Raw genomic sequence first — 12,675 nt, 5'->3', positions numbered from 1 at the left:
GCCCCGGGGCCCGACCCGTACACCGGCGCCGACCCACAGCCCCGCCCCGCCTCCTGCCCCCCCCCCCGCCGCATCCCGACCCCGCCCCACCGACCCGCACCACCCGACATCCCCACCATCAAGGAGTCGATCCGTGCGCAACCCGTCACCCGCCCACAGAAGATCACCGGCCCTGCTCGGCGTCCTCGCCCTGCTCACGGCCCTGCTGTCCCTGTGGGCGCACCCCGCGTCGGCCGCGCCCGCCGGGCAGGTCCTGGCCTCGCCCGACCTCGCGGCCCACCCGCAGGGCGACAACAGCTACCCCCGCGCCGTCCGCCTGGATCACGACGGCTCGGCCGGCCAGACCATGCTCGCCACCTATGCCAAGCGCGAACAGGGCGCCACCAACACCCTGCCCGTGCACCGCAGCACCGACGGCGGCCGCACCTGGAGCGCCGCCCCCATCTCCACCATCACCTCGCACACGGCGGGCTGGGACATCGAGGCACCCGTCCTCTACGAGGTGCCGCGCACCGCGAACGGCCTGAACCAGGGCGACCTCCTTGCCGCCGGCACCGCCTGGCAGGCCGGTGACTACACCACGCAGCGCGTCGAGGTGTTCAAGAGCACCGACCACGGCCAGAGCTGGCAGTACCTCTCCGACTGCACCCGCACCAGCGGCCTGCCCGACACCATCGGGCACGGCATCTGGGAACCCTGGTTCCTGCTGGCCCCCGACAACACGCTCGCCTGCTTCATCTCCGACGAGCGGCCCGCGAACAGCCCCACCAACAACCAGGTCATCGGCCACTACACCTCCACCGACGGCGGCCGCACCTGGAGCGGCACGCTCACCCAGGACGTCGCCTTCCCCGCCGACAACCTCGCCCGCCCCGGCATGTCGATCGTCGTCCCGCTGCCCGACGGGCGGTTCATGATGGCCTACGAGATGTGCCGGGACGCCACCGACGCCGACCACGCCTGCGAGGTGTACACCAAGACCAGCCCCGACGGCCTGAACTGGGCGCCCGCCGACAACCCCGGCACCCTGGTGCGCACCGCCGACGGCAGGGAGCTGCTGCACACCCCCTACCTCGCCTGGGTACCGGGCGGCGGCCCCGACGGCACGCTGCTGATGTCCGGCCAGCGGGTGGTGAGCGGACCCACCGGGAACAAGACGGTGCTGGCGGAGTCCGGCACCGTGGTCTTCGCCAACACCGACCTCGGCGCGGGGGAGTGGACCGAGATCGAGGCCCCGGTCCTGACGAACCCCACCGGCGGCTACAACCCCGGTGAGCCGTCCTGCCCCGGCTACAGCTCACCGATCGTGCCGCGCGCCGACGGCAGCTCCTTCCTCTACCTCACCGCCACCTGGCTCGGCACCGGCAACCAGTGCCAGGTCCGGTTCGGCACCGGCGGCCTCGGCGGACCGGTCGGCCAGGTCACCACGCCGTGGGTCGCGGGCAAGTGCCTGGACGTCGACACCAACACCAGCCGCAACGGCAACGCCGCCCAGCTGTGGGACTGCAACACCGCCACCGGACAGCGCTGGTCCGTCGCCCCCGACGGCACGGTGCGCGCGTTCGGCAAGTGCCTGGACATCGACGGCAACGGCACGGCCAACTTCACCAAGGTCCAGGTGTGGGACTGCGCCCCGGGCGTCGGCGGCCAGCAGTGGCGCCACCAGGCCGACGGCTCGCTGTTCAACCCGCAGTCCGGCCGCTGCCTGGACATTCCGTCCGGCGGCACCGCCAACGGCACCAAGCTGCAGATCTACGACTGCAACGGCCTCGGCACCCAGAAGTGGAACCTGCCGGCCTGACCTCAAGAGCACCGAGGGCGCGCCCCGCCTGACCGTCCGCGGGGCGCGCCCTCCTCACCTCACCCGCGGTTCGCGGCGATCAGCTCCCGGTACCAGCGGTAGCTGTCCTTCGGGGTGCGCTCCTGCGTGTCGTAGTCGACCCGCACGATGCCGAACCGCTTGCCGTAGCCGTACGCCCACTCGAAGTTGTCCAGCAGGGACCACACGTAGTACCCGCGTACGTCCACGCCCGCGTCGATCGCCGCCCGCAGCGCGGTGAGGTGGTCGCGCAGGTAGTCGACCCGGTCGGTGTCGTGGACCGTGCCGTCGGCGGCGGGCGCGTCGTCCTCCGCCGAGCCGTTCTCGGTGATGTGCACCGGCGGGAGCGCGTCGCCGTACCGCTGCTTCAGGGCGACGAGCAGATCGGTGAAGCTGTCCGGCACGACCGGCCAGTTCATCGCCGTGTGCCGCACCCCGGGCAGGCGCACCTCCTCGTAGCGGTTGTCCGTCGCCACCCGCAGCGCCGGGTCGCTCTCGCGGTACGGGGCGTCGGCGACCACGATCGGCCGGTAGTAGTTGACGCCCAGGAAGTCCAGCGGCCGGGAGATCAGCTCCAGGTCGCCGTCGCGCCGGAAGTCCGCCCCGGTGATCAGCTCGCCCCAGGTCTCCTCCTCGGTGGCCGGGTAGCGGCCCGCCAGGATCGGCTCGGTCCACACCAGGTTGTGCTGGGTGTCGGCGCGGACCACCGCCGCCAGGTCGGCGGGGGAGTCGGTGGCGGGCAGGTTGCGGTCCAGGTTGAGCGTGATGCCGACCTCGCGCACACCGGCCGCGCGCAGCGCCTGCATGGCCAGTCCGTGCCCGACCAGCAGGTGGTGGGCGGCGGCCAGCGCGCCCCGGCCCTCCTTGGCGCCGGGCGCGTGCCGGCCGATGGAGTAGCCGAGGAAGGAGCTGCACCACGGCTCGTTGAGGGTGATCCAGCGCGGTACGCGGTCGCCCAGGTGCTCCGCGACCACCGCCGTGTACTCGGCGAAGCGCTCCGCCGTCTCCCGCACCCGCCAGCCGCCCCGGTCCTCCAGGGCCTGCGGGAGGTCCCAGTGGTAGAGGGTGGCGGCCGGTTCGATGCCCGCCGCGAGCAGTTCGTCCACCAGCCGGGAGTAGAAGTCGAGCCCCTTGGGGTTCACGGCGCCCGAGCCGTCCGGCACGATGCGCGGCCAGGCGATCGAGAAGCGGTACGAGTCCACGCCCAGGTCGCGCAGCAGGGCCACGTCCTCGGGGTAGCGGTGGTAGTGGTCGCAGGCCACGTCACCGGTGTCGCCGCCCACCACCAGGCCGGGGGTGTGGCTGTAGGTGTCCCAGATCGACGGTCCGCGGCCGTCCTCGGTGGCCGCGCCCTCGATCTGGTACGAGGCGGTCGCGGCGCCGAAGACGAAGCCGGGCGGGAAACCGGGGTACTCACTCATGCTGTGCTGCTCATCTCCGTGCTTGCGGGGCGTGCGGGTTTCACTTGACGGAACCGCCGGTGATCCCGGCGGCGATGTACTTCTGGGCGAGGACGAGGAGGACGGCCGCCGGCACCGCCGACAGCACCGAGGCCGCCATCACCGAGCCCCAGTCGCCGACGTGCGCGCCGATGTACTGGTAGATGCCCAGGGTGATGGGCTTGACGTCGTCGGTCGTGTTCAGGGTGAGCGCGAACATGAAGTCGCTCCAGGAGAACAGGAACGCGAACAGGCCCGAGGTGATCAGGGAGTTGCGGCTCATCGGCAGCACCACCCGCAGGAACGTCCGCACCGGCCCGGCCCCGTCGATCTGCGCGGCCTCGATCACCTCGCCCGGGATCGACACCATGAAGGAGCGCATCAGCACGATGGAGAACGGGATGCCCAGCGAGGCGTCCGCCAGCATCAGGCCGAAGTAGGAGTTGACCAGCCCCAGGTCGACGTAGGAGTTGTAGAGCGCGTTGGCGATGACGATGCCCGGCACCATCTGGGTGATCAGCGTGCCGAACACGATGGTGCGCGAGCCGCGCAGACCGAACCGCGCGAGACCGTACGCGGCGGGCGCCGAGATCGCCAGGCAGATGGCGACCGCGCCCAGCGAGACCGCCAGCGAGGTCAGCAGGTGACCGCCCTGGTCGCTGATCGCCTTGGAGAAGCCGGACAGATCCAGGCTGCCCGGCACCGGGTCGACCTGAAGCAGCCCCGAGTCGGGCTGGAGCGCGGTGTTGAGCATCCAGTACAGCGGGAAGAGCATCACGCACAGGATCAGCACGCCGGCGACGGTGGAGCCCCAGCGGCGCCGGGATGCGGTGGGCGGGTGGGAGGCCATGGACGTCACTTCCCCTCGGTGCGGTTGGCCCGCAGGTAGAACACCGCGAACACGGCGGAGATCAGGATGAGTACGTTGCCGACCACGGCGCCCGCGCCGAAGTCCAGCTGGACGAACGAGTTCTGGTAGGTCAGGGTGCCGAGCGTCTGGGTGGCGTCGGCCGGGCCGCCGTCGGTCAGGGCGAGGATCAGGTCCAGGATCTTCACCGTCGACATGAAGCCCAGCACGAGGACCACGGTGACGACGGGCTTGAGCATCGGCAGGGTGACCGAGCGGAAGGTCCGCCAGGCCGAGGCGCCGTCCAGCGCCGCCGCCTCGTGCAGCTCCTTCGGGATCTCCTGGAGACCGCCGTACAGGATGACCATGTTGAACGGGATGCCGATCCAGATGTTGACCAGGATGACCGAGACCAGGGCCATCTCCGGGCTGGTCAGCCAGGGCGTGTGGCCGCCGATGCCGAGGGTGTCCAGGAACGAGTTGAGCACGCCCGTGTCCTGGTCGAGGATGCGGCGCCAGACGATGCCGGACACCACCATGGGCACCAGCCAGGGCAGCAGGATCAGCGAGCGCAGCAGCCCGTTCAGCGGGAAGCGGCGGCTGAAGAAGACCGCGAGCGCCAGGCCGATGCAGAACTGGCCGAGCAGGGAGCCCGCCGTGAAGACGAGCGTGTGCCACAGGGCCTTGCCGAACAGGGCGTCCTGGAAGACGTTGGACCAGTTGTCGGCGCCGTTGAACGGCGCCTCACCGGTGAAGAAGGTCTTCGGCGTGTAGTCCTGGAAGCTCATCACGACGTTGCGCACGAGCGGGTAGCCGAAGAACAGCAGCATGAAGACGACGGCGGGGGCGACGAAACCCCACTGGGTGAGCCTGCGCCGCCGCGCGATCCGGCCGGGGTCCGGCGCGGCGGCGGACGCGGACGCCTTCGCGGGCCCCTGCGCGGAGACCGTGGACGTGGGCATGGGCGTGGTCATGGGGGCGTACCTCAGTTCCCGCTCGTGGCCCGCTGCTGGGCGCGCTTCAGGGCGGTCTCGCTGGACTGGCCGGTCAGGGCCGACTGGAAGGCGCTCTGCAGCGCGAGCGACACACTCGACCAGCCCGCGCCGAGCTTCGCCGTCCGGGACCGGGCGACGGCCACCTGGTCGGCGAGGGAGTCCAGCTCGGGCACCTTCTCGCGCCAGACGGCGGCGGCCTTGGCGTTGGCCGGGACCATCCAGCTGTTGAGCGCGTAGGTCAGCTGCTCCTGCTCGCTCGCCAGACACGCGACGATCTTCCCGGCCGTCTTCTCCCGGGCCTCGTCACCGGTGTTGGGCACGGTGAGGACGGCACCGCCGAGCGGGCCCACCGAGTCGTCCCCGGCCTTCGGCACCGGGATCGGCGCGATGCCCCAGTGCAGCGACTTGTCGCTGTTGAGGGTCTCCACCTGCCACGGGCCGTTGATCATCATCGCCGCGTTCCCGGCCATGAACTGGTCGTTGACGTCCGCCTGGGTCCAGTTGACCGTCGACTTCGACAGCGAACGGTCCTTCAGCAGGCCCTTCCAGTAGTCCAGCGCCTCGACCACCTTCGGACCGTCCAGGTCGGTCTCGTCGCCGCCGTTGGACCACATGAACGGCGTGAACTGGAAGACGCCGTCCTCCGCGCCGCCCGCGCTGAGCGCGAGGCCGTACTGCTTGCCCTGCGTGAGCTTCTTCGCGGTCTCCCGCAGTTCGGCCCAGGTGGTGGGGACCTTCACGCCCGCCTTGTCCAGGACGTCCTTGTTGTAGAAGAGGGCGAGGGTGTTCACGGAGCGGGCCGCGCCGTAGTACGTGCCCTTGTAGGAGCCGAAGTCGACGATGCCGTCGGGGATGTCGTCGGTGCTCAGCCCGAGCGTCCTGAGGTCGACCAGTCCGCCCGCGTCGGCGAAGGTCGGCATCTCGGACGCGTCGAACTGCACGATGTCGGGCAGCGACTTGGACGAGGCCATGCGCAGGGCCTTCGTCATCACCTGCGCCGCCGGGACGCTCTGCTGCTCGATCGTGACGCCCAGCCGCTTGCCGCAGCGGGCCATCGCCTCCGCGTCCCAGCGGTGGTACGACTCGTCGGTCGAGGAGTTCATCACGGTGTACGTGCCGGCGTCGCGCTGCTGTCCGCAGCCGGTCAGTGCCGCCCCGGCGACCAGCACGGACACGGCGGTGAGCGGGGCGACGACTCGGCGTGAGCGCCCTCGCCCGCGGCGCGCGGCAGCCGGAGGGTGTGCTGTCAAGGCGAGCGAGGTGAAGCGCTTCGACATGGTGCGGCCCTTGCTGTCGTACCGTCCGGCTTCCTTGCCGGACCGATTTGTTTGTTGTGATGACTAATACGTCACCGACCCGCTTCCGCGCTAGAGGAAAGTGGCCTCACTCTCTCCGTTCCGTGCCGTGACGAGAACGCTCTCTTGCGTAATAGTCCCAGTTCAGCAAGGTGTGAGTGTCACAAACCCCGCTGCGGCGGGGTTTGTCTTGTGTACGATCAAAACGCTGTGAGACGGCCCCCGTGCTCCCATCCGACAGCTCCCGCCCCACCCAAGGAAGATCATGAAGTTCACCGACGGCTTCTGGCTCATCCGTGAGGGTGTGCATCTCTCGTACGCCACCGAGGTGCGCGATGTACGCCCCGAATCGAAGCGCTTCACCGCGCATGCCGCCGTGAAGAAGGTGACGCGGAGGGGAGACACGCTCAACGCGCCGCTCCTCACGGTCGAGTGCTTCTCTCCCGCCGAGGGCGTCATCGGCGTCCGCGTCACCCACCACGCCGGAAAGCGCCGGCCGGGCCCCGACTTCGCGCTCACCGAGGCGGAGGACGGCGCCGGCGAGGTGCGCCAGGAGGGCACCGTCACCGAGCTGACCAGCGGCCCGCTCACCCTCCGCCTGGACCGCGAGGGCCCCTTCGGCCTCACCTTCCACGACGCGGACGGGCGCGAGCTGACCCGCGCCGACGCCAAGGGCACCGCCTTCGCCACCACCGGCGACGGCGCCCACCACATGGTCAGCCGCCTCGCCCTCGGCGTCGGCGAGCAGGTCTACGGCCTCGGCGAGCGGTTCACCCCGTTCGTCAAGAACGGCCAGGTCGTCGACATGTGGCAGGCCGACGGCGGCACCAGCAGCGAGCAGGCCTACAAGAACGTCCCGTTCTACCTCTCCTCGCGCGGCTACGGCGTCTTCGTCAACCACCCCGGCGCGGTCTCCTTCGAGGTCGGCTCCGAGTCCGTCGGCCAGGTGCAGTTCAGCGTCGAGGACCAGACGCTGGAGTACCACGTCGTCGCCGGACCCACCCCGAAGGACGTCCTCACCCGCTACACCGCCCTCACCGGACGCCCCGCCCTGCCCCCCGCCTGGTCCTTCGGCCTGTGGCTCACCACCTCCTTCACCACCTCCTACGACGAGCAGACGGTGACCTCGTTCGTGGACGGCATGGCCGAGCGCGGCATCCCGCTCTCCGTCTTCCACTTCGACTGCTTCTGGATGCGCGAGTACCAGTGGTGCGACTTCCAGTGGGACCCGGACGTCTTCCCGGACCCGGACGGCATGCTCGCCCGGCTGAAGGCCAAGGGGCTCAGGGTCAGCGCCTGGATCAACCCCTACATCGCCCAGAAGTCCCCGCTCTTCGACGAGGCCGCCGCCCTCGGGCACCTGGTGCGCAGGCCGGACGGCGACATCTGGCAGTGGGACCTGTGGCAGGCCGGCATGGGCCTGGTCGACTTCACCAGCCCCGCCGCCCGCGACTGGTACGCCGGGAAGCTCAAGCCGCTGCTCGACCAGGGGGTGGACTGCTTCAAGACCGACTTCGGCGAGCGCATCCCCACCGACGTGGTCTGGCACGACGGCTCCGACCCGGAGCGCATGCACAACTACTACACGCACCTGTTCAACCGCACCGTCTTCGAACTCCTCGAGAAGGAGCGCGGCCAGGGCGAGGCCGTCCTCTTCGCCCGCTCGGCGACCGCGGGCGGCCAGCAGTACCCCGTCCACTGGGGCGGCGACTGCTGGTCGTCCTTCGAGGCGATGGCCGAGTCACTGCGGGGCGGCCTGTCCCTGTCCCTGAGCGGCTTCGGCTTCTGGAGCCACGACATCGGCGGCTTCGAGGGCACGCCCGACCCGGCGGTCTTCAAGCGCTGGCTCGCCTTCGGCCTGCTCTCCTCGCACAGCAGGCTGCACGGCTCCTCGTCGTACCGGGTGCCGTGGGAGTTCGGCGAGGAGGCGGTCGACGTCGCCCGCCGCTTCACCCTCCTCAAGCACCGCCTGATGCCCTACCTGTACGGCGTCGCCGCCGAGGCCCACCGCACCGGCGTGCCGATGATGCGGCCGATGGTCCTGGAGTACCCGCACGACCCGGCGTGCCGTGTGCTGGACCGCCAGTACATGCTCGGCTCCGACCTCCTGGTCGTCCCGGTGTTCACCGAGGAGGGCGAGGTCGAGGTCTACCTCCCCGAGGGCACCTGGACCCACCTCCTGACCGGCGAGCGCGTCACCGGCCCGGCCTGGCGCACCGAACGGCACGGCTACGACAGCCTGCCGCTGTACGTCCGCGAGGGCGCCGTCCTGCCGCTGGCCTCCGACGACCGGCGGCCCGACGGCGACTGGCTGGACGCCCCGACCCTGCTGGTCCACCCCTCCGCAGACGCCGGCTACGCGGCCGAGGTCACCGTGCCCGACCTGCTGGGCACCCCGGCCGCGGCCTTCCGCGTGCGGCGCGACGGGGACGTCCTGCGGGTCACCGCGAGCGGCACCGACCGCCCCTTCACCGTCCGGGTCGCGGGCGGCGCGGAGGGAGAGGGCACCGGAGAGGTGACCGTGCCGCTGACCTGAACCCGGCAGGCCGGTGGACCACACGGCGAAGCGGCACGCGGGGGGCGCGTGCCGCTTCGCTTCACGTGGCGTGCTGCGGGGTGTGCCTCAGCGCTCCAGGGCGCCGAGCGCCGTCAGCAGCCGGTCCACGTCCTCCGCGCTGCTGTACGGCGCGAGGCCCACGCGCACGCCGCCCTCGTCGCCGAGACCCAGCCGGCGCGCGGCCTCCACGGCGTAGAAGGAACCGGCCGGCGCGTCGATCCCGTGCCCGGCCAGCTGCCGGTACACGTCCGCCGGGCGCAGGCCCGCCACGGTGAACAGCAGCGTGGGAGTGCGCCGCGCGGCCCGCGAGTACACCGTGACCCCGCCGAGGTCCGCGAGCCCTCGCTCGATCCGCTCCCGCAGCGCGTCCTCGTGCGCCTCCAGTGCCGCGAAGGAGGCGACCAGCCGGTCCCGGCGCGAGCCCCCGGCCTCGGGGTCGAGCCCCGCCAGGAAGTCCACCGCCGCGCTCGCCCCGGCCAGCAACTCGTACGGCAGGGTGCCCAGCTCGAACCGCTCGGGCACGGTGTCCGCGGACGGCAGCAGCTTGTCCGGGCGCAGCGACTCCAGCAGCTCGGCCCGGCCGGTCAGCACGCCCAGGTGCGGGCCGAGGAACTTGTACGGCGAGCACACCAGCGTGTCCGCGCCCGTCGCAGCCAGGTCCACCACGGCGTGCGAGGCGTAGTGCACCGCGTCGACGTGGAAGTGCGCCCCCTGCGCGTGCACGAGGGACGCCAGCGCGGGCAGGTCCGGCATGGTCCCGATCAGGTTCGACGCGCCGGTGACCGCGACCAGCCTGGTGCGCGGACCCAGCACCGCCGCGAGGTGCTCGGGACGCAGCTCGCCCGTGGCCGGGTCGAAGTCCGCCCACCGCACCCCCGCCCCCACCGACTCGGCCGCCTGCACCCAGGGCCGGATGTTCGAGTCGTGGTCGAGCCGGGTGACCACCACCTCGTCGCCCGGCCCCCACCCCTTGGCCAGGGTCCGGGACAGGTCGTAGGCGAGCTGGGTGGCGCTGCGCCCGAAGACGACCGTCCCCGGCGCGGTGCCGAGGAGGTCGGCGAGCGCGGACCGGGCCCCGTCGACGATGCGGTCCGCGTTGCGCTCGCCCTCCGTGGTGCGCCCCCGGTTGGCGAGCGGGGCGGTCAGCGCCGCCGAGATCGCGTCGATCACCGGCTGCGGGGTCTGCGTACCGCCCGGCGCGTCGAACCGCGCGGTACCGGACTTCAGGGCGGGCACGTGCGCGCGGATCGCGGCGACGTCGAGGGCCATGGGGCAACTCCAGGGTCGTGGGGCCAGGCGGACGGGGGATGGTCGTCAGGCGATGCGGTCCTTCGGCCGGGGCGGCTGGTAGGTGGTACGGCTGGGCCGCACCCCGAGCCGCACCTGCGACTCCAGCCACATGATCGCAGCCCCGGTGGGGTCGACGACAGGGACGAACGGGCCCTCGGCCGCGAGGCGTTCCTGGAGGGCCGCGGCCACCCCGAGCATTCCGGTGCAGCCGAGCACGATCACGTCCGCCTCCCGCGCGGCCACCGCGGCCCGGGCCTGCCCGGCCAGCGCGTCGAGCAGCCGGTCGCCGGCGTCCAGGTCCAGGACCGGGATGTCGACCACCCGGATCGGGCCGACCCGTCCGGTCAGCGCGTAGCGCCGGACCAGGCCGTGCAGCATCGGCAGCACGTTCGGCAGCACGGTGATCACGCCCGTGCGCTCGCCGAGCGCGAGGGAGGTGAGCACGGCGGGCTCGAAGCCGCCGACCACCGGGATGTCCACGATCTCCCGGGCGGCCTGCACACCGGGGTCGCCGAAGCAGCTGACGAACACCGCGTCGGCACCCTCCGCCGCCGCCTCGCGGACCGCGTCGAGGATGCCGGGTGTGGCGAGCGCCTCGTCGTACTCGGACTCGATGGAGGCGGTGCCGCGCGCGATGCGGCGGACCTCGACCTCCGTGCCGGGCGACACCCAGGCACCCACCTCGCGGCGGACCTCCTCGGTGAACGCGTCGGTGATGACGGGCAGCACGACCGTGAGCTTCACAGCACCTCCAGGTGGACGGGCAGGGGCGGTCGGCCCACCCTGTGCGGGCCCGCCGGCGGCCGCAAGGTGCGAGCCGCACAGCCGGGCCGCGGGGACGGTGCGGACCGCACCGCCGACGGGCCCGCCGCCGTCCGCGGCCACGCCCCGACTGTGCACGGTGCCCTGCCGGTGCCGCGAACGAGTGCCTGATGCACGGTGACCGGCCGAGGGCGGCCGCCTAGTCTCGGCGGACCGCACCCGGCGCCGGCCGTGCGTACCGCTTCCCGCACGCCCTCCGTCCCCGCCCGCCCCCTGGAGTCCCCATGGCGTCCTCCTCAGGACACGACGACCACGCGCTGGCCCGCGTGCCGCAGTCGGCCCGGTTCCACTGGTTCTCGGTGGCGACCCAGCGCTTCGGCCAGCTCTCCACCCTGGCCAGCTTCCTCATCGGCGCGACCCTCGGCTTCGGCATGACCTTCTGGAACGCCGTGCTCGCCATCACCCTCGGCGCGGTGATCCTCGAAGTCATGACGGTCTTCACCGGCATCGCCGGCCAGCGCGAGGGGCTGTCCACCTCGCTGCTGGCCCGCTGGACCGGCTTCGGCGCGGCCGGCGCCTCGCTCATCGGACTCGCCATCGGCATCAGCGCCGTCGGCTGGTTCGGCATCCAGAACGCGGTCTCCGCCGACGGCCTGGTGAACCTCGTCGGCGTCCTGCCCTCCTGGGGCTGGGCCCTGGTCGTGGGCCTGGCCATCACCGCGATCGTGGTCCACGGCGTCGGCTCCATGGCGTGGGCCGCCTACGTCACCGTCCCCGCCTTCCTGCTCATGGCCGGCTGGTCCATCACCGTCGAGCTGTCCCGGCACGACCTGGGCGCGCTGACCTCCGCCCAGCCCGCCGGGCCCTCGCTGTCCCTGCTCCAGGGCACCACCATCGTGGCGGGCGGCTTCATCGTCGGCGCGGTCATCACCCCCGACATGAGCCGCTTCAACCGCAGCGGCAAGGACGTCGTCAAGCAGACGGTCGTCGGCATCACGGTCGGCGAGTACGTCATCGGCCTGATCGGCGTGCTCCTCGCGCTCGCCCTGCGCACCAACGACGTCATCGCCATCGTCACGTCCACCTCCGGCTTCCTCGGCACACTGATCATCGTGGCCGCCACCATCAAGGTGAACGACTGGAACCTGTACGCCGCCTCCCTCGGCGTCGTCACCTTCGTCGACCAGGCATTCGGCCGCCGCCTGCACCGGGGCGCCGTCACCGTCGTCGTCGGGGTGCTCGGCTCCCTGCTGGGCGCGGCCGGGGTCCTCGACAACTTCACCGACTTCCTCGACCTGCTGGGCGTCCTCTTCCCGCCGATCGCCGGGATCATGGTCGCCGAGTACTTCGTGGCCCGGACCTGGCGCGCCGGGCTCGACCAGACCCGGGACAGCGGCGAACTCCCCGCCGCCTCGCCCATGTGGGTGCCCGCGGGACTGATCACCTGGGCCGTCGCGGCCGTCGTGGGGAAGTACGTCGACTGGGGCCTGCCGTCGGTCAACTCGATCGCCGTCGCCTTCGTGCTCTACCTCGCCGCCGCCCGCCTCGGCCTGGTCCGCGGGGTGGGCACCGCACCGACCCGCCGCGCCGTCCCCGGGACGGCGACCGGCACCCCCGGCGTCCCCGCCGCCTGACCGCGCACGCCACCGGCGTACGCGGCCACCGAAAGAG

General features: G+C 71.9%; 9 protein-coding genes. 3 read left to right on the top strand and 6 right to left on the bottom strand.

Annotation, left to right across the window (positions count from 1 at the left end; genetic code table 11):
- The first annotated feature begins 133 nt into the window (after nucleotides 1-133).
- Nucleotides 134-1,801, top strand: a complete 1,668-nt coding sequence (locus K7854_RS30825; RefSeq protein ID WP_226029838.1) for a sialidase family protein — start codon at nucleotides 134-136, stop codon at nucleotides 1,799-1,801.
- A gap of 59 nt (nucleotides 1,802-1,860) precedes the next feature.
- Here the strand turns inward: K7854_RS30825 and K7854_RS30820 are convergent, their stop codons facing one another.
- From K7854_RS30820 to K7854_RS30805, 4 genes are read right to left on the bottom strand one after another with little or no spacing between them, the layout of a single operon-like run.
- Nucleotides 1,861-3,240 (bottom strand): GH1 family beta-glucosidase, encoded by a 1,380-nt coding sequence (locus K7854_RS30820; protein WP_226029837.1) that lies wholly within the window; start codon nucleotides 3,238-3,240, stop codon nucleotides 1,861-1,863.
- A gap of 40 nt (nucleotides 3,241-3,280) precedes the next feature.
- Nucleotides 3,281-4,108, bottom strand: coding sequence for a carbohydrate ABC transporter permease (locus tag K7854_RS30815; RefSeq protein ID WP_226029836.1), 828 nt, complete (start codon nucleotides 4,106-4,108; stop codon nucleotides 3,281-3,283).
- Between the two features lie 5 nt (nucleotides 4,109-4,113).
- Complete coding sequence (locus tag K7854_RS30810) at nucleotides 4,114-5,067, bottom strand: carbohydrate ABC transporter permease (protein ID WP_226029841.1); 954 nt, start codon at nucleotides 5,065-5,067, stop codon at nucleotides 4,114-4,116.
- A 23-nt stretch (nucleotides 5,068-5,090) separates the two neighbouring features.
- Nucleotides 5,091-6,377, bottom strand: coding sequence for an ABC transporter substrate-binding protein (locus K7854_RS30805; RefSeq protein WP_226029835.1), 1,287 nt, complete (start codon nucleotides 6,375-6,377; stop codon nucleotides 5,091-5,093).
- A 283-nt stretch (nucleotides 6,378-6,660) separates the two neighbouring features.
- Between K7854_RS30805 and yicI the strand changes: the two genes are divergently transcribed.
- On the top strand, nucleotides 6,661-8,931 hold the full coding sequence (gene yicI, locus K7854_RS30800; protein ID WP_226029834.1) for an alpha-xylosidase: 2,271 nt from the start codon (nucleotides 6,661-6,663) through the stop codon (nucleotides 8,929-8,931).
- Nucleotides 8,932-9,018: 87 nt separating this feature from the next.
- On the opposite strand, the gene K7854_RS30795 is transcribed toward yicI, so the two are convergent.
- Both K7854_RS30795 and K7854_RS30790 read right to left on the bottom strand, forming a co-directional pair.
- A complete protein-coding gene (locus K7854_RS30795) occupies nucleotides 9,019-10,221 on the bottom strand; it encodes a cysteine desulfurase-like protein (RefSeq protein ID WP_226029833.1) in 1,203 nt (400 codons plus the stop codon).
- A 45-nt stretch (nucleotides 10,222-10,266) separates the two neighbouring features.
- Nucleotides 10,267-10,986 (bottom strand): aspartate/glutamate racemase family protein, encoded by a 720-nt coding sequence (locus K7854_RS30790; RefSeq protein WP_226029832.1) that lies wholly within the window; start codon nucleotides 10,984-10,986, stop codon nucleotides 10,267-10,269.
- Nucleotides 10,987-11,288: 302 nt separating this feature from the next.
- Between K7854_RS30790 and K7854_RS30785 the strand changes: the two genes are divergently transcribed.
- Entirely contained in the window at nucleotides 11,289-12,638 is a 1,350-nt protein-coding gene (locus K7854_RS30785) for a purine-cytosine permease family protein (RefSeq protein WP_226029831.1), read from the top strand.
- Nucleotides 12,639-12,675 lie beyond the last annotated feature (37 nt).

Origin of the sequence: Streptomyces hyderabadensis (assembly GCF_020404845.1) — a bacterium.
GTDB classification, from domain to species: domain Bacteria; phylum Actinomycetota; class Actinomycetes; order Streptomycetales; family Streptomycetaceae; genus Streptomyces; species Streptomyces hyderabadensis.
This window is presented reverse-complemented; position numbering and strand designations above follow the sequence as displayed.

Excerpts from the sequence above, each read along its gene's own strand:
- K7854_RS30820 (WP_226029837.1), bottom strand. The coding sequence starts at position 3,240 with ATGAGTGAGTACCCCGGTTTCCCGCCCGGCTTCGTCTTCGGCGCCGCG.
- K7854_RS30815 (WP_226029836.1), bottom strand. The coding sequence starts at position 4,108 with ATGGCCTCCCACCCGCCCACCGCATCCCGGCGCCGCTGGGGCTCCACC.
- K7854_RS30810 (WP_226029841.1), bottom strand. The coding sequence starts at position 5,067 with ATGCCCACGTCCACGGTCTCCGCGCAGGGGCCCGCGAAGGCGTCCGCG.
- K7854_RS30805 (WP_226029835.1), bottom strand. The coding sequence starts at position 6,377 with ATGTCGAAGCGCTTCACCTCGCTCGCCTTGACAGCACACCCTCCGGCT.
- yicI (WP_226029834.1), top strand. The coding sequence starts at position 6,661 with ATGAAGTTCACCGACGGCTTCTGGCTCATCCGTGAGGGTGTGCATCTC.
- K7854_RS30795 (WP_226029833.1), bottom strand. The coding sequence starts at position 10,221 with ATGGCCCTCGACGTCGCCGCGATCCGCGCGCACGTGCCCGCCCTGAAG.
- K7854_RS30785 (WP_226029831.1), top strand. The coding sequence starts at position 11,289 with ATGGCGTCCTCCTCAGGACACGACGACCACGCGCTGGCCCGCGTGCCG.